This is a genomic window from Hyphomonas sp., assembly GCF_016125515.1.
GTDB lineage: Bacteria > Pseudomonadota > Alphaproteobacteria > Caulobacterales > Hyphomonadaceae > Hyphomonas.
In genome coordinates this window covers 35,293-51,760 of the sequence record NZ_WGLO01000015.1, presented here as the reverse complement: position 1 = coordinate 51,760, position 16,468 = coordinate 35,293, and the positions used below count along the sequence as shown (strand labels likewise).

The window sequence follows — 16,468 nt, the reverse complement described above, 5'->3', positions numbered from 1 at the left end:
TCCGCCTACGATCCTCTTCGGCGACAAACTTTCCAAGCTTGCTCAAACGCCGGCTGAGCGAAGACGCGCGTCGCGCAACAAGCGAGAAGCCGCACTCCTTTTTGTTGAGGACGCTGACAAAACCGGCAGCGCGCCTAGCCCGATGGAGAGGTTGTTCGCAGCCAACCTTATGAAAGTCTCGCATTATACCGGGATACGTATGTTTCCGTATCGTTCGACTTGAACGCGCAGAGCAAGCTTGAATTCAAGACGTTCCAACTCTCAAATCCAAGTCAAAACAGGAGAAGCAATGCCATGGGCTTTCGTGATCTCTCGATTTGCATTTCGTCCTTTGAATCCGATTTTGGATTGATCGAACAGGCTTCCGGTCTCGCCGAGGCCTGGCAAGCTCATTTAAGCTGCTGCGCCATCGGCCTGCAGCCATCCCCCCTCTTCAGCCAAGGGATCATGTCGGGCCAAGCTGAGTTCCAGGCCCAGATGCAGGCGAGCCGGGACCAGATTGAAGACTTCAGGAACCGCCTGAACAAGTACATTCAGGAAAAATCAGTACAGGTGGAGCTTCGGGAATCGCTGACCTTTGACACGGCGCTTGCTGGAACGGTGGCTGTATTTGCGCGGTATGCGGATCTGATTGTTGCGCGGATGCCAGAACAGCCGGACCGCGATCATCACGGCGAAATCATCGAAGGCGCAATGTTTGGCGCTGGCCGGCCTGTATTGGCGCTGCCCAAGTCCTGGAAACCGGCGCCTATCGGCCGGAAAGTGCTGCTGGCCTGGGACGCCAGCCGCGAGGCCTCGCGCGCCATTCACGATGCACTGCCAATGTTGGCGCCGGGAGCGGACGTCTGTGTCACCACGGTGGATGCAAAGATCGGCCCCGGCAAGCATGGCGCGGCGCCTGGCCTCGATATTTCAACTCACCTCGCCCGGCACGGTCTGAAGATGACTGTTCAAAATGCAGACAGTCTCGGCAAACCGGTTGGCGAGCGTCTCGTTGAAACGGCGCAGGGCTTCGGCGCAGACATGATCGTGATGGGAGGATACAGGCATCCGAAACTGGCCCAGCGCCTCTTGGGCGGCCCGAGCCATTTCCTTGTCTCCAATTCCCCGGTACCAATCCTGCTCTCGCATTGATCTTGATTGATCTTGGTCGGTGTTGCGAGAAGGCGCAGCGGCGTAAACGCGCTTCGCGCTTTGCTGTCTGATCTGTAGCCCGCCCGTGATAGGAGACATCTTTAAGCGTGGACCTGCAACTCCTTCAACGGTTGACAGCCGCGCTTGCGATCGGGGCGCTGATCGGCATCGAGCGGGGCTGGAAGCAGCGCAGCGAAGAACCGGGTTCGCGGGCCGCTGGCCTGCGCACATTTACGCTTGCCGGACTGCTCGGCGGCGTTTCTGCGGTTCTCGGTGCAGACATGGGCGCCTCCGCTTTTGCTGCGATCGCGATAACGTTCTCGGCGGTCTTCGGTCTGTTTGAGTGGCGCGAAACGTCAGCTGACGAAGAGTTTTCAGTAACCAGCGCCGTTGCGGGCATACTGACATTCGCGCTCGGGGCCTTTGCTGGGCTTGGCTATCTTCAGGAAGCCGCGGCGGGCGCCGTTGCCGTTGCCTGCATCCTTGCCTTCAAGGATAGCCTGCATGCCTGGCTGGGTACCCTGACATGGCCGGAAATCCGGTCTGCATTCCTGATCCTCGCGATGACATTCCTTGCCCTGCCGCTGCTACCATCATCACCTGTCGATCCGTGGGGTGTGATCCAGCTGCGTGAGCTCTGGTTTCTCACCATTCTCATCGCGACCATCTCGTTTGCAGGCTATATCGCCGTTCGCCTGCTCGGGCACCGGGCGGGGTTGGCGCTTGGCTCGGCGGCCGGCGCGGTTGTATCGTCGACTCTGACTGTTGCAGAGCTGGCCGGACGTGTGCGTCGGGAAACGGTCACCGCAATCGATGCGGCCTCAGCGGCGTTGCTTACAACCGTCGTCATGCTGGTTCGGATCATGCTGCTCGTCATCTTCATGGCGCCGCAACTCAATGCCCTCGTCTTGCCGGTTCTGGGCACGTCAGCTGGCTTAGGGGCCGCCGGCGCGCTTTATCTTCTGCACCCGAGAGGTCAGGCGAGCGAGGAACAGCTGCTACCCAATCTGAAAAGTCCATTCGATCTGAAATCTGTCGCGAGCCTTGCGCTCCTGATCGGCGGGCTCAACATCTGCGTTGCCCTGGGGTCCCGGTGGGCCGGCGAAATCGCCTTATTGCCCCTTGCGGCACTCGGAGGCCTGGCTGATACCGACGCGGTCGTCCTCAACGTGACCCGGTTGTTGGCGCCTTCACCGCACCTTGCAGCCGGCGCGATCCTGCTGGCGGCAACCGCGAACATGGTGAGCAAGACGTTTATCTCATTCGTCGCGGGAAACGTGCGCTTCGGCGCCTATTTTCTTGCCTCGTCGCTCGCGGTCGTCGCCGCGGGCGCGGGCGCGATGGTATTTGTCTGGAACTAACACCCTTCAGTACGCCGCTGGACGCGCGCTCCAGACCGATCGAAATCGCTTCTGCCGGGCGAAGCCGTCAATTCAGGCGCTGACGCACGGATTGACCGTCCGTCAGGGACCTGTCGGGGTAGAGGACGACACGGTCGGCGTCGGAAAGGCCTGAAATGACGGCAGCGAGGTTTTGATTCTGGTCGCCGAGCTCGATCGTCGTGAGCTGCGCCCGGCCGTCCTCAACCCGGAACACAGACCAGGCTTCCTGATCCCGGAAAAGGGCTGAAACGGGCACCCGCAGGACATCCTGCGACGTCCCGATCGTTACGGCCGCATCGACCCGGAACCCGTCACTCAGGACCTGATCCTCAGGAGGCTCCACCAGATCAATAATGACATTGACGCGCTGCTCTTCGACGCCCAGCGCTGAGATCTTCAAGAATCCTGATGGCTCGACCGCCTGGACGCGGCCCGCGAGCGTTGGCCCGCCCCACCCTGTCAACCGAACGTCAGCTCCCGGACGAAACCTTGCGGCGTCTTCGGACAGGAACTCCGCAACGATTTCCAGACGTCCGGGATCACCGATTTCCAGGATGGGCGTTCCGGCCGCGACGACGGCTTCACTCTGGACATGGACCCGGAGAATCTTGCCGTTTGCGGGCGCGCGCAGCTCGCGCAACCGCGCCCCATCTGCCGGGGCATTGGGAGGCTCGAGCCGCATTCTCGCCCCGTTGCGATCGGCTTCAGCCACAGCCCGGGCAGCCCGGGCGGCCGCGACGCGCGCCGATGCCGACTCCAGGTTCATCGTTGCGCGGTCGGCCGCACTTCGGGAGACAACCTGCTTTGCAAACAGCGTGCGCGCGCGTTCAGCTTCCTTTACAGCGTCCACTTCGACGGCCTCGGCTTCAGCAAGCTGGGCCTGCGCGAGGCGCAATGCAGCCGCGGCAGCGGCCAGCGCCGCTTGCGCCTCCGCCCGGGAGCGCGGATCGAGCAGAGCCGCTTCGGAGGGATCCAGTCTGGCGACGACGTCCCCCTTGCGGACCGTTTCTCCGGTCCGGTTTCCGATGCGCTGGAGACGCCCCGTCAACGGCGCTGCAACGACGTAAAGGTCGCGAACGCGTGTCCGGCCTTCTGCGCTGACTTCCACGACGATCTCACCGCGTGTGACTTCGCCAATATCGACCAGCTCCGCTTTCGGCCAGAACGCGTACAGAAGAAGCGCGCCGAGCAAGACGCTCGCACCAGTCCAGAAGACGAAACGGAAGTCTGGTTTGAATGCCTTGATCGTCATCGCGTCCGTCCTGAGAATCACGCGCTTTTCAGCGCCTCTACCAAATCGATCGTGTCGATCCGTTGCCTTACAATCAGCCCTGAAAGGATGACGACACCGATTACAATCAGACTGGCTGCCGCCATTGTGGCCGGCTCGAAGGCCAGCGGAAGGCGAAAAAGTTCGGAGCCCATCGCTTCTGCGAAGTACATGGAAAGAAGACAGCCAGCGCCAAGCCCCAATGGAAGCGCCACGAGCATGAGAAGCGCGACTTCCCCTAACAGAATGTAGGACACGGCGACTTTCGAAAATCCCAACACACGAAGAGACGCCAGTTCGCGCTGGCGCTCGGTAAAGCTGATGCGTACGGAGTTGTACACAACGCCGAGTGCGATCATGGCGGCAAACAATGCGAATACAGTGAGCGAGACGCCGATGTTCTCATCCATCAAAGCCCTGAGCCGATCTTCGGAAGGTGCCAGAAAGGAAACGGTCGCGATGCCAGGCGCCTCGACCAGTTCTGTTCTGAGCCGATCCTCGCCCGCGGCGTCCGTCAAGAGATACGCGCCCGAGATGACGCTCCCCTCGCCCATGAGCCGGTTTAACTGACCGATATCCATCAGAGCGGCCGACCCAAGATACGTTCGGGCCAGTGCCACAACCTCAACCGAGACGTGCGGGCGCCGGCCTTCAGTCATTTCAAGCTCGATCGTCTTGCCAGGTCCCGTGTTCAGCTTTTGCGCCAGATCCTCTGACAGGATCAGTCCGGCTGGCGGCGGTTGGACGTCTCGGCCCGACGCATCGATCAGCCGCGAGAGTTGGCTACCGGGCGCGGTCGCAATCAGCGCGACCCTTTCAGTCGCGGGACCGGAGCGCAGGATTGCAGTCACGATTCGAAAGGGCTCGGCCGCCATGACACCCGGCGTTCGCCGCATGTCATGAAGCGCAGTCGGACCCCGCGCCTCGGTGAAGGTCGCAACAGCGTCATAGCGGTTTGCCTCGCCGAAATAGCTGGCGATCATGCGTTCCATGCCATCCATCATGACCAGGACGGACACGAGGAGCGCGAGTGAAGCGGCAATTCCGCCAACCGTGACCAAGGCCCGTCCAGGCCAACGGATGATCTGCCGCAGGATCATGCGTGTCTGCTGGTCGATCCAGCGCGCCCGTGTGACGGCCATACCCGCGGCCTTTGAATAGTCCGGTGGCGGAGGAGGTGTCATCGCGTCCGCCGGATTCAGAGCGACCGACGCACGCACGGCCAGGAGCCCTGCCCCCAGCACCGAGAGCGCCGAAACCGCCCCCACCACCAAATAATCCATGGCCGCGGCCCGAAACAAAAGAAACGGGAAATCATAATAGCGAATGTAGAGCTGCGCCATTTCGCGGCCGAACCAGATGCCGAGCAGAACGCCTGCCAGAAGACCGAGCGCGCCGATCAAGCCCACAAGCTTCAGGAAATGCATCAGCACCTCCCGGTCAGAATACCCATACGCTTTCAAAAGGCCGATCGCGGGGCGCTGCACCATGACCAACCGGGAGATGACGACATAGACCAGGACTGCCCCGACGCCGAGGAACACCGGCGGAACGACCCGCCCGAGCGTGCGCAATTGATCGACTTCGCTGGTTACAAAGGCGTCCGAGACGTGGTCTTTGCGGTCATATGCGCCGGCGGCGCCATAGGCGGCGAGTTCGCTATCCAGTCGTCCGAGAACACTCGGCACGCTTGCCTCTCGGGACAGGCGGAGCACGGCCTCATTGAACGCGCCTTCCCAACCCGCCAGTTCTGAAAGCGCGCGCTCGTTCATCCACAGAACGCCGTAGCGCCTTTCATCTGGCACGAGCTCGCCGGGGGCAATCGCATAGACGTGTTCTGGAGACATCACGAGGCCAGTGACCATGACCTGAACCTCTCGCCCGCGGACGATGAATGAAATCTGATCGCCCAGCCCGATCCGGTGGGCTTCGGCGAACCGCTTGAGGATAACGGCCTCATTGGGTCGTCCGCTGGCGGGCAGACGCCCCAGGGACACGTGCAGTCTGTTTACAGAAGGTGCATGCGTTTCCGGGATTGAGATAATCTCGCCGAGCACGGAGTCCTGACTGGCCGGCAGGTCGATGCGAATGCCGAATCTAAGTCGACCCTCAAGGGCCTGGACGCCGGCAATCTGTCGAAGATCCTCAATCTCGCCCTTGGGCGCGCGCACGACGGGTGCCCAGACGTCGGCCATCAGATTGCGCTCATAATAGGCACGCCGCGTCTCCTCGAGGGACGTCACAAGTCCAGAAGACAGAAGCTGAACCGAAACACCTCCGGCGATCACCAGAGCAATCGCAATCGCCTGAATCCGCATACCGACGAAGTCGCGCAGCATCTTGCGATCCAGCATGCCCACAGCGCCGAGGAAGGACCCGCGTGCTACCATGTGACGTCACTCGGACTTATGGGGGCTGGATTCACCCTTGTCTCCCGGACCCGTCCATCGGCGAAGACAACGACCCTGTCGGCAATTTCCGCGACACCGGCATTGTGCGTGATGATCAGTGTGGTCGCGCCGATGCTGCGATTGACCTCAAGGAGGGCTTCCAGGACCTTCACACCCGTCGCAGAGTCGAGCGCGCCGGTGGGCTCATCGCACAGCATGACCGTCGGTTGCTTGGCAACAGCCCGGGCGATTGCGACGCGTTGTTGCTCGCCGCCCGACAATTGCGCCGGAAAATGATCCATCCGGTCGCTTAAACCGACCAGTGCGAGGGCGTCTTGTGGCGTAAGCGGGGCATCTGCAATCTCGGTTATAAGCGCAACATTCTCCCAGGCCGTGAGGCTGGGCATGAGATTGTAGAACTGGAAGACAAAACCAACATGTCGCCGGCGATACTCCGTCAGTTCGCTGGACGATGCAGCGGAAAGGTCAACGCCGCGAAACAGGACTTTGCCTTCTGTCGCCTGATCGAGCCCGCCGACGATGTTCAAAAAGGTCGATTTTCCGCTGCCGGATGCTCCGAGTATGACCACAAGTTCGCGCTCTGGTATTTCAATGTCGACGCCGCGCAGCGCTTCAACCGCCGCAGGTCCCTTGCCATAGACGCGTCGCAGGCCACGAACCTCGAAGCATGCCAACGGCCCATTCTCGCGCACGGTCTGATGCAAGCCGGGAAACTCCCAAATACATTGAAGAAGACCGGGATCTCGGAAAACTTCGTTCTACCTACGCTGCGGAACTGCCTATTTCCATTCGATACCCCGCCAGCGCGAGGAATGAGGCAACGTCTGCGCTCGCTGCGTGAGGTGGGCGAAGATTGTTTCGACTTCCCCGCACGCCCCCCACCCCGATGCATCAGGCTCACCACGCCCGGTATGAGGGGTTTCCCGGAATTGACTGGCCCTGACGAACGAAAACAGGGATCTGGCGTCGCAGCCTCCGTCGCTTAAGGCGCGCCCGTCCAGCGCGCGCCGGCGTTGAACTTCGGGATCGGCCGAGCACGTTGGCTGCGCGTCCGCCGGGTGCCTGTCTGATCTCGCGGGACTCCAGGGCCCGTACGCGTTCGTTCATCGACGGCGTCAGACAGTGAGCACTTCGATCGGCATTTCTGCCAGGCGCTGGTAGAGTGTTCGGCGGCGCGCGAGAGGCCACCAGCCGTAGAGGAAGATCTCCAGCGGGCGCCAGTTTGCGACCCATCCGATGATGATCAGACCTTCCGAAAAGATACGGGCGGCAGAGCCGCTTCCGAGAAACATGACCGCAGCCTGCCCCCCAAGGACACAGGCAACCAGTGTCGCAAGTCCGATCATCAGCGATAGTCTGCCCACGCCAAAGAGTTCACTGATGTCGCTGTTCACGCGCCGGACCCGTTGGCTGAAATGGTTCGAGAACGCCACCTGCAACTCGGAAAGATCGTGCTGATCGGATGACGGGACATGCAGGATGAGCCGTATCGGGTTTCGGCGCGGAAGCTCCCTCGCCCATTCCACAATGAAGTCTTCGGCTGTCTTTGACAGATCGCGTGATGGTGTCGGAAAGGGATCCAGAGGGTCGAACAGAAGGGCGACGTTCTCGACCCGGATTTCGATGACCGATGCCGTTGAAACTGGATCATTGGCCATGGGCGGGAACCTGTTCGAGACGACTGCAAAGACCGACTGAGCGCGTCAACTGTCCCGCGTAAACTGGCGAAGTTCAAGCTTGGCGCCGATGGTGTTTCAAGGAAAATTCCGCGGGTTGGCAGTTGGCAGATCCGCGCCTTCAAACCACCGCTCATCCCAGGCCATCGCGGCTTGCGGGTCGGGGATTTTCCGGCCGATGCTCACCGCCCTCCCCCGCTGGAACGCTGCCGCGCCGGGCGCCTGCCAATCCTAGTCATTGTCGCTTACGCCGCCGCGCAAGGCTTTCACTTCGCCTCGCTTCTTCTTCGAAGCGATCCGCCGGCGCACGCTGCCGGCGGTCGGCTTGGTCTTGATCCGGCGCTTCGGCGGCACGGCCGCCTTGAGGATCATTTCGGCGAGGCGCGCCCGGGCCGCCTGACGGTTCAGGAGCTGGCTGCGATGCTCGCTGGCCTCAAGGATGAGACGCCCGTCGGCCGTGATCCGGCTGCCATAGAGCTTCTGGAACCGTTCCTTGATGCCTGCCGGCAGCGATGAGGCCGTCACCTGCCAGGTCAGCTGCACCGCGCTCGACACCTTGTTGACGTTCTGACCACCCGGTCCCGAGGCGCGCACGAACGCTTCGCTGATCTCCCAGGCCGGAAGCGTGAGATCTGCCGAAATTCGAAGGTCGCCAAAATCACTCATCGGAGAAACCTGAAGGACCTGTTCAGCCAAAGTTCAGACGAAGGGGCAGAAGCTTACCCCAAGAAGTGGTTTCTGCGCGCTTAGTCGAGTTTGCGTGCCGGCGCCATGTGCTCCTGCTGCAGAAAGGCTCGGTTCAACGATGTCCCTGACCAAGAACTTCACCCGCATCCTCGCGGTCGCCACGGCGGCCAGCTTCATTCTTGCCCCCGTCGCCCAGGCCGACAAGGGCCGTGGCCGGGGCGGAGATGACCACCGGGGCGGCTATGATCGCCGCGGCGACGACGATTATCGCCGGCATGGAGACCATCGCCGAGATGACCGCCATTACGACCACCGCTACGACCGGCGCGATTATTACCGGCACGACCATCACCGCCGGGATTACTACCGCCCGTCCTATTCCTACTATCCGCGCAGCTCCGTAACGGTCACCTATGGCAGCTCGTATGGGCCATATTACTATTCCGGCTACCGCCCGCGCTACGATGTCGGCGCCTACTACACCTACGGGCCGCGCCGCACGGTCTATATCACTGATTATAACAATTACGGGCTCTATGAGCCGCCCTACGGCTACCACTGGGTGCGCGACAATGACCGGGGCGATGCGATTCTCGCCTCGGTGGCGACCGGCGCCATTATCGGCCTCGTGATCGGCGCTTTGGCCTACGACTAGCTCCAAACGCCTCTTTTGACCCCTTTTGAGGCTTACTCAGGCCCGGGACACGCAAGTGCCCCGGGCATTTTTTGTGCGCAGGGCGGATCTGAACCGAAAACACCCACTTGTTAACTTAACATTGGCGCAAATCATGCTTACCTCGGTCCTGCCCCGGATGGTCCGGCGCGAAGCCGTGCATACCGCACGCGTGAAAGGAGGTGATCCATGTCGAGTGAGAAACCAGGTGAGGCCGTTGGGTCTGTGTCCTATGGTGTCTGGCTGGAGCAGCCTCTGACCAGCGCCTAGAGATACGGTAGGGCCGCTGTAACGCCGCCCGGACCTGACCGCCCCATGGGCTCACGGAAGCCGCTCCTCGACAGGGGCGGCTTCTTTGATTCTGCGGCGCATGTTGACGGGGCTTTTGCGCCGGCGCCGTTTTCCGCTATGGCAGCGCCAGCAAGAAGGAGCCGCCCATGAGCGTTGTCACCCACAAAGCCTCCGGCTGGACTGTTGGCGCCGGCAAGCCGCTGGCGGTCATGGCCGGCCTGAACGTACTCGAAGATGAGGCGCTCGCGCTCGAAGTCGGCGCGGAACTGAAGCGCATCTGCGCCCGCCTCGGCCTGCCCTATGTCTTTAAGGCCAGCTTCGACAAGGCCAACCGCTCGTCGATCAAATCCTATCGCGGCCCCGGCCTCGATTCGGGCCTGAAGACGCTTGCGGCTGTGAAAGCCAAGCTCGGCGTACCGATCGTGACCGACCTGCACGAGCCCGGTCAGGCGGAAGCGGTGGCCGAAGTGGCGGACATCCTGCAGCTGCCGGCATTCCTGGTGCGCCAGACCGATCTCGTGATCGCCACGGCCGAGGCCGCCGCAAAGCACGGCGCGCTGATCCAGGCCAAGAAGGCGCAGTTCATGGCGCCGTGGGACGCCAAGAACATCCTCTCCAAGATCGCCGAAGCCGCGCCGGATGTCGGCGTGATCCTGTGCGAGCGCGGGGTCAGCTTCGGCTACAACAACCTGATCGTCGACATGCTGGCCATTCCGGAGATGAAAAAGCTCGGCGCACCGGTCACGATTGACGCAACCCACGCCGTGCAGCTGCCCGGCGCCGATCCGCGCACCGGCGGCGCCTCGACCGGCGGGCGGCGTGACGGCGTCACGATCATCGCCAAATCCGCCATTGCGGCCGGCGCCGACGGCGTTTTCCTCGAATTCCACACAGACCCAGACGCGGCACTCTGCGACGCGCCGAGCTGTCTTGCGCTGTCCGGCGCCGACGCCCTGCTCTCCACTCTCAAGACGCTGCACGAGGCCGTCAACTGACGCTGATCCTTTTCAACAAGCCGTACAACGTGCTGTCCCAGTTCACGGACGAAGGTTCGGGCAAGCGCACGCTGAAGGATTTCATCCCGGTGCCGGGCGTCTATCCTGCGGGCCGGCTGGACTATGACTCCGAAGGCCTGCTCGTCTTGACGGACGACGGCCCATTGCAGGCGCGCATCAGCAATCCGAAGCACAAGGTCGAGAAGACCTATTGGGCGCAGGTGGAAGGTCTTCCCGATGCGGCCGCGCTGCGCACGCTGGCAAGCGGCGTCGACCTGAAGGACGGGCGCACACGGCCGGGCAAGGCGAGCGTCATTCCCGAGCCGGACGGGCTCTGGCCGCGCGATCCGCCGATCCGGTTCCGAAAATCCGTGCCAGACAGCTGGATCGAACTGACGATCTCGGAAGGCCGCAACCGGCAGGTGCGCCGCATGACAGCGGCCGTAGGCCACCCCACGCTGCGCCTGATCCGGGCCAGGATCGGCGATTGGAAATTGGGCAATCTGGCCCTCGGCGACTGGCGCAACGGCTAGCGCGCCGGAAAAGCTGCATCCGCATGGTTAACAAGCGGCAATGGCCGGTCTAGTTGGCTTGGGACGGCCAATCCAAGACCTCGGGGGACCCGGACCATGGACGCAGACCTGCTGGTGAAGAATGTCACCGATTGGTGGACTGCCAATGCGCCGGACTGGGCGCTGGACACCGTCGAATACATCCGGTCGATCTGGAATGAAGGCGCCTATGGCCTGACGTATGGCGAAATCGCCACGGTGACGGGCATCCTCGCCTTTTCGCTGCTGATCCGCGGCCTGTTTGCCCGGACGCTTGTTCGCTGGATCACCCGCGCCGCCTCGGGCACCAAAACCAAGATCGATGATGCCATCGTTCAGGCCATCGCGCCGCCGCTGAAGATCATTCCGGTTGTGGTCGGCGTCTATGCCGGTCTTCAGATCCTCGACGTTGCGCCCAACGTCGCCGAGTATGCCAACCGGGTCATCCAGTCGATCATTACACTGACTGTCTTCTGGACGCTCTCACGCGCCGTCAAGGCGCTCGAATACGTCTTCGAAGGCGTACGCGACGCCCTGTCATCTTCAGCCGTCGACTGGATGATCAAGGCCTTGCAGTTCATCCTGATCGCGCTCGGCCTCGGCGCCGTCGCCCAGCAATGGGGCATCGCTATCGCGCCCTTGCTCGCCGGCCTCGGCGTGTTCGGCATCGCGGTCGGCCTCGGCGCGCAGGACCTCTTCAAGAACCTCATCTCCGGCCTCCTGATCATCGCCGAAAAGCGCTTCGTGCCGGGCGAATGGATCGCGGTGGATGGCACGGTCGAAGGCACGGTGGAGAAAATCAACTTCCGCTCGACCCTGATCCGGCGCTTTGACAAAAGCCCGGTCTATGTGCCCAACAGCAAGCTTTCGGATGCTGTGCTAACCAATTTCTCGCGTATGTCCCACCGCCGGATCCGCTGGGTGGTCGGCGTCGAATACCGCACGACGGTCGAGCAACTGAAATACATCCGCGACGAGATCGAGGCCTGGCTGATCCGCGATGCGCGCTTCGCCACCCCGCCGGAAGCGCCACTGTTCGTCCGTGTGGATACGTTCAATGCGAGCTCAATCGACTTCCTGATCTATGCCTTCACGCGCACCACGAACTGGGGTGAATGGCTGGCGATCAAGGAAGAGTTCGCTTTTGCCATCATGCAGATCATCGAGCGCGCTGGCACCGGCTTCGCCTTTCCGAGCCAGACGGTCTACCTGCGTCAGGAAGATCCGCCCGAGATCATGGCGCCGCCTGTGCGCTCGAACTTTGCAAGCCCCGGTGAGCCCGCGCTGCCGGCTTCGGCCGGCACCAAGGGCTTCGGCGAATCCGACGGCGGCAGCTGAACCTACCGCACCCACGCGCCCGGCGCGTTGGTTCGATAGCCAAGCGCCGAATAGGCCGCATCGATCAGGCTCTGGCAGCGGTCATTGAGCAGCAGGCCATTGCCCATCTGGTTCATCGTGTAGCTGAAGGCGAGGCCGCATTCGGGATCAGCAAAGCCGATGGAGCCGCCGGCACCGACATGGCCGAACGCTTTCTCGCCGAGGATCGCGCTGGTGCCCGGCCCCAGGCCCGCCTTGCGATTGTCCATCGACTTCATGAAGCCCGAGGCAAAACGCGTCGGGATCAGGAGCGTGAAGTCGCGCTGCGTGGCCGTCGACACCATCGACATGTTCGCGAGGCGGTCCGCCGAGACGAGCTTGCCGGAATTCGTCGCAAGCTCCGTGTACCAGGCGACCTGCCCGCGCGCGTTCGAGAGGCCGCCGCCGCCGCCGACTTCAGCCGCCTGGTTGGCCCGCACGTTGAAGTCCCAGCCGCCGGTGTTCAAGAATGACTTGTGCTGGACCGATAGCGGATCAGTCATCAGTTTGATCGTGAATTCCGTCGGCTGATCATCCGGCTTCGGCACGTAAGGCCTTATTGGCGCAATGTGCACCTTTTCGCTTTCAGGCAGGCCGATCCAGAATCTCGCGCCGGTCTTCTCGGCCACTTCCTCACGGAAGAACGTGCCGAGCGACTTGCCGGAAACGCGCCGCACGAGTTCACCGACGGTCCAGCCGAAATTGATCATGTGATAGCCGTTGCGCGCGCCGACTTCCCAGAATGCTTCCTCGTCGGCCATGCGCTTGGCCATATAGTCCCAATCTGCAAACCCGCCGGGCTTGACCGGATCGCGCAGCGTCGGCAGCGCGCTCTCATGGTTCAGCATCATCTGGACGGTGGTCTTCTCTTTGCCCTTCTGGGCGAACTCAGGCCAGTATTCCGAAACGAGCGCGGCAGGATTGAGTTGTCCCCGGTCGATCAGGATGTGGGCGCAAAGGGCGACCGCCGCCTTGGTGCAGGAGAAGACGATGGAGATCGTGTCTTCCTGCCAGGGGTCGTTCGTCTCGGGGTTCGCCATGCCGCCCCAGAGATCGACGGCCGTCTCGCCATTCACCGACAGGCAAACGCTTGCGCCCACTTCGCCGCGCTCGGCGAAGTTACGCTCGAACTCTTCCTTCACTTTCGCAAATTTCGGATCACACTTGCCGCTGACCGCCATGACGTCCTCCCTGCACTTCCCGTTTTCGCAAGCATAGTCCCCGCCCCTGAAATGCAAAAGGGCTGCCGCACGGGCAGCCCTTTCGGGTATCGAGAACGTTACGCCGCTCAGGTCGCCGGTTCTTCGGCTTCGTCCTTGGTGGCCTTCTTCTTCTTCGCGGGCTCCGCGATGTACTTGAAGGACAGTTCTTCGGTCTTCTTGTCGAGATCGATCTTCACGACGCCGCCCTTCTGGAGCTTGCCGAACAGCAGCTCCTCCGCCATCGGTTTCTTGACGTATTCCTGGATCGTCCGGGCCAGCGGCCGCGCGCCCATGTCGGCATCGAAGCCGCGCTTGGCCAGCCAGTCGCGGGCGGGCTTGGACACTTCGATCGTGACATTGCGATCTTCCAGCTGGATTTCCAGCTGCAGGATGAACTTCTCGACGACGCGGTCGATGATCTCCGGCGTCAGGCCGCCGAAGGTGATCGTGGCGTCGAGACGGTTGCGGAATTCCGGCGTGAACAGGCGCTTGAGCGCCTCATCGGCTTCCTCGTCCTTTTTGCCCCGGCCGAAGCCGATGGAGTTCTTCGCCGCATCCGACGCGCCGGCGTTCGTGGTCATGATCAGGATCACGTTCCGGAAGTCGACCTTGCGGCCGTTGGCGTCCGTGAGGGCGCCGTTGTCCATCACCTGCAGGAGGATGTTGAACAGGTCCGGGTGAGCCTTCTCGATCTCATCGAGCAGCAGCACGCAGTGCGGATGCTGGTCCACGCCGTCCGTGAGCAGACCGCCTTCATCATAACCGACATAGCCGGGAGGCGCACCGATCAGACGGCTGACGGTATGACGCTCCATGTATTCCGACATGTCGAAGCGCAGCATCTCGACGCCCATGATGGAGGCGAGCTGTTTGGCGACTTCCGTCTTGCCGACGCCGGTCGGGCCGGTGAACAGGTAGGAGCCGATCGGCTTGTTGGGTTCGCGCAGGCCCGCACGGGCGAGCTTGATCGTCGCCGACAGCGCTTCGATGGCTTCGTCCTGTCCGAACACGACGCGCTTCAGGTCGCCTTCAAGCGACTTCAGCGACGCGGCGTCGTCCGACGTCACCTGCTTGGGCGGAATGCGCGCGATCTTTGCGACGACCGCTTCGATATCGCGGATGCCGACCTGCTTCTTGCGCTTCGAGGCCGGCAGCAGCCATTGCGCAGCGCCCGCTTCGTCGATCACGTCAATCGCCTTGTCGGGCAGCTTGCGGTCCGTGATGTAACGGTCCGACAGCTCCACCGCCGCCTTGATTGCATCGGTCGTGTATTTCAGGCCGTGGAAATCCTCGAACTTCGATTTCAGACCCGTCAGGATCTTGATCGTGTCGGGCACCGTCGGCTCGACCACATCGATCTTGCGGAACCGGCGGCTCAGCGCGCGGTCCTTCTCGAAGTGCTGCTTGTATTCCTTGAACGTCGTGGAGCCCATGCAGCGCAGGCCGCCGGACTGCAGCGCCGGCTTCAAGAGGTTCGAGGCATCCATCGCGCCGCCGCTCGTCGCGCCCGCGCCGATGATCGTATGGATCTCGTCGATGAACAAGATCGCCTTTTCCTGCTGCTCGAGTTCCTTCATCACCGACTTGAGGCGCTCCTCGAAGTCGCCGCGGTAACGCGTACCGGCCAGCAGCGCGCCCATGTCGAGCGACCAGATGATCGCGTCGTCCAGGATCTCCGGCGCTTCGCCGTCGACGATGCGCTTGGCGAGGCCCTCGGCGATCGCCGTCTTGCCGACGCCAGGGTCGCCGACGAGGATCGGGTTGTTCTTGTTACGCCGGCAAAGCACTTCGATGCACCGGTTCACTTCCATGTCGCGGCCGATCAGCGGATCGATCTTGCCGGCCCGGGCGCGCGCGTTGAGGTTCACGCAATAGGTGTCGAGCGCTTCGTGGCCCTGTTTCACGGGTTCTTCTTCCGAGGAGTCTGCGCCGCGCGGCGTGGACGGGCGCGACATGCCGGGCTGCTTGGCCACGCCATGCGAGATGTAATTGACCGCGTCATACCGGGTCATGTCCTGCTCCTGCAGGAAGTAGGCGGCATGGCTTTCGCGCTCGGAGAAGATTGACACCAGCACGTTGGCGCCCGTCACTTCCTCGCGGCCCGAGCTTTCCACGTGCAGGATGGCGCGCTGCACGACGCGCTGGAACGCCGCGGTCGGCTGCACGCGGCCTTCGCTGCCATCGACGATCAGGCTCGAAAGCTCTTCATCGATATAGCGCGTCAGGTCGGCGCGAAGCTCGTCAATGTTGACCTTGCAAGCCCCCATCACATCGCGCGCATGCTCGTCTTCTGTCAGAGCCAGCAGCAGGTGCTCCAGTGTGGCGTACTCGTGGTCGCGTTCGTTCGCGAGCGAGAGTGCCTTTTCAAGAGCCGTTTCGAGAGATTGGGAGAGACGGGGCAAGGAGTGCAGCCTTTTCATAAGGTCGTGTGATTAGGAACGTTCGTCTTTTTTCATATGGGGCGTCTAGTCTTCTTTCTCCATGACACACTGGAGCGGGTGTTCGTGTCGTCGGGCAAGATCCAGCACCTGGGCTACCTTGGTTTCGGCAACCTCGTAGGTATAGACCCCGCACAGGCCGACGCCCTTCTGGTGGACGTGCAGCATGATCCGGGTCGCCTGTTCCCGCGAACGGTTGAAAAACCGCTCGAGGATGAACACGACGAATTCCATCGGCGTGTAGTCGTCATTCAGCAGCAGGACGCGGTAGAGCGACGGCTTCTTGGTCTTGATCCGCGTTTCGGTGGCGAGGTCGAAACTCGTTCCATCACCTTCGCCCGGCGCTCCGCCCCCGGGGGGCGTGCCCGGCACAGGCGGTCCCGCCATCCGGATCGGGTCGAG

14 protein-coding genes are annotated in these 16,468 nt (G+C 62.2%); 6 read left to right on the top strand and 8 right to left on the bottom strand.

Annotation, left to right across the window (positions count from 1 at the left end; all coding sequences use genetic code 11):
• Positions 1 to 219: 219 nt before the first annotated feature.
• Positions 220 to 1,134 carry a universal stress protein gene (locus GC148_RS12350; protein ID WP_291071074.1) on the top strand — a complete coding sequence of 305 codons (915 nt, stop codon included), beginning with the start codon at positions 220 to 222 and terminating at the stop codon, positions 1,132 to 1,134.
• Between the two features lie 107 nt (positions 1,135 to 1,241).
• Positions 1,242 to 2,495, top strand: a complete 1,254-nt coding sequence (locus GC148_RS12345) for a DUF4010 domain-containing protein (RefSeq protein WP_291071072.1) — start codon at positions 1,242 to 1,244, stop codon at positions 2,493 to 2,495.
• 67 nt (positions 2,496 to 2,562) lie between these two features.
• Here the strand turns inward: GC148_RS12345 and GC148_RS12340 are convergent, their stop codons facing one another.
• From GC148_RS12340 to arfB, 5 genes are all read right to left on the bottom strand, one after another.
• Positions 2,563 to 3,768, bottom strand: coding sequence for an efflux RND transporter periplasmic adaptor subunit (locus GC148_RS12340; RefSeq protein ID WP_291071070.1), 1,206 nt, complete (start codon positions 3,766 to 3,768; stop codon positions 2,563 to 2,565).
• A 17-nt stretch (positions 3,769 to 3,785) separates the two neighbouring features.
• Entirely contained in the window at positions 3,786 to 6,140 is a 2,355-nt protein-coding gene (locus tag GC148_RS12335) for an FtsX-like permease family protein (RefSeq protein WP_291071068.1), read from the bottom strand.
• A 29-nt stretch (positions 6,141 to 6,169) separates the two neighbouring features.
• Positions 6,170 to 6,901 carry an ABC transporter ATP-binding protein gene (locus GC148_RS12330; RefSeq protein ID WP_291071066.1) on the bottom strand — a complete coding sequence of 244 codons (732 nt, stop codon included), beginning with the start codon at positions 6,899 to 6,901 and terminating at the stop codon, positions 6,170 to 6,172.
• A 411-nt stretch (positions 6,902 to 7,312) separates the two neighbouring features.
• On the bottom strand, positions 7,313 to 7,855 hold the full coding sequence (locus GC148_RS12325; protein WP_291071064.1) for a hypothetical protein: 543 nt from the start codon (positions 7,853 to 7,855) through the stop codon (positions 7,313 to 7,315).
• Positions 7,856 to 8,104: 249 nt separating this feature from the next.
• Positions 8,105 to 8,539 (bottom strand): alternative ribosome rescue aminoacyl-tRNA hydrolase ArfB, encoded by a 435-nt coding sequence (gene arfB, locus GC148_RS12320; protein ID WP_291071062.1) that lies wholly within the window; start codon positions 8,537 to 8,539, stop codon positions 8,105 to 8,107.
• A 139-nt stretch (positions 8,540 to 8,678) separates the two neighbouring features.
• On the opposite strand from arfB, the gene GC148_RS12315 reads away from it, so the two are divergent.
• The 4 genes from GC148_RS12315 (at position 8,679) to GC148_RS12300 (ending at position 12,408) form a co-directional block, all read left to right on the top strand.
• A complete protein-coding gene (locus tag GC148_RS12315; RefSeq protein ID WP_291071060.1) occupies positions 8,679 to 9,215 on the top strand; it encodes an RcnB family protein in 537 nt (178 codons plus the stop codon).
• Between the two features lie 455 nt (positions 9,216 to 9,670).
• The gene (gene kdsA, locus GC148_RS12310) at positions 9,671 to 10,519 is read left to right on the top strand and encodes a 3-deoxy-8-phosphooctulonate synthase (protein WP_291071059.1); all 849 of its coding nucleotides are present in this window, start codon (positions 9,671 to 9,673) and stop codon (positions 10,517 to 10,519) included.
• A complete protein-coding gene (locus tag GC148_RS12305; protein WP_291071212.1) occupies positions 10,516 to 11,052 on the top strand; it encodes an rRNA large subunit pseudouridine synthase E in 537 nt (178 codons plus the stop codon). Before kdsA ends, GC148_RS12305 begins: the two co-directional genes overlap by 4 nt.
• Before the next feature lie 96 nt (positions 11,053 to 11,148).
• Complete coding sequence (locus tag GC148_RS12300; protein ID WP_291071058.1) at positions 11,149 to 12,408, top strand: mechanosensitive ion channel family protein; 1,260 nt, start codon at positions 11,149 to 11,151, stop codon at positions 12,406 to 12,408.
• Between the two features lie 2 nt (positions 12,409 to 12,410).
• Here the strand turns inward: GC148_RS12300 and GC148_RS12295 are convergent, their stop codons facing one another.
• The 3 genes from GC148_RS12295 to clpS all read right to left on the bottom strand — a co-directional run bounded on the left by GC148_RS12295 (position 12,411) and on the right by clpS (position 16,453).
• A complete protein-coding gene (locus GC148_RS12295) occupies positions 12,411 to 13,607 on the bottom strand; it encodes a serine hydrolase domain-containing protein (protein ID WP_291071057.1) in 1,197 nt (398 codons plus the stop codon).
• Between the two features lie 107 nt (positions 13,608 to 13,714).
• Positions 13,715 to 16,030, bottom strand: coding sequence for an ATP-dependent Clp protease ATP-binding subunit ClpA (gene clpA / locus GC148_RS12290; RefSeq protein WP_291071056.1), 2,316 nt, complete (start codon positions 16,028 to 16,030; stop codon positions 13,715 to 13,717).
• A gap of 63 nt (positions 16,031 to 16,093) precedes the next feature.
• Positions 16,094 to 16,453, bottom strand: a complete 360-nt coding sequence (clpS, locus tag GC148_RS12285) for an ATP-dependent Clp protease adapter ClpS (protein WP_366063838.1) — start codon at positions 16,451 to 16,453, stop codon at positions 16,094 to 16,096.
• Between the last annotated feature and the right edge of the window lie 15 nt (positions 16,454 to 16,468).

Coding starts and splice junctions, on each gene's coding strand:
- GC148_RS12340 (WP_291071070.1), bottom strand. CDS start 3,768: ATGACGATCAAGGCATTCAAACCAGACTTCCGTTTCGTCTTCTGGACT.
- GC148_RS12335 (WP_291071068.1), bottom strand. CDS start 6,140: ATGCTGGATCGCAAGATGCTGCGCGACTTCGTCGGTATGCGGATTCAG.
- GC148_RS12325 (WP_291071064.1), bottom strand. CDS start 7,855: ATGGCCAATGATCCAGTTTCAACGGCATCGGTCATCGAAATCCGGGTC.
- arfB (WP_291071062.1), bottom strand. CDS start 8,539: ATGAGTGATTTTGGCGACCTTCGAATTTCGGCAGATCTCACGCTTCCG.
- GC148_RS12315 (WP_291071060.1), top strand. CDS start 8,679: ATGTCCCTGACCAAGAACTTCACCCGCATCCTCGCGGTCGCCACGGCG.
- kdsA (WP_291071059.1), top strand. CDS start 9,671: ATGAGCGTTGTCACCCACAAAGCCTCCGGCTGGACTGTTGGCGCCGGC.
- GC148_RS12300 (WP_291071058.1), top strand. CDS start 11,149: ATGGACGCAGACCTGCTGGTGAAGAATGTCACCGATTGGTGGACTGCC.
- GC148_RS12295 (WP_291071057.1), bottom strand. CDS start 13,607: ATGGCGGTCAGCGGCAAGTGTGATCCGAAATTTGCGAAAGTGAAGGAA.
- clpS (WP_366063838.1), bottom strand. CDS start 16,453: ATGGCGGGACCGCCTGTGCCGGGCACGCCCCCCGGGGGCGGAGCGCCG.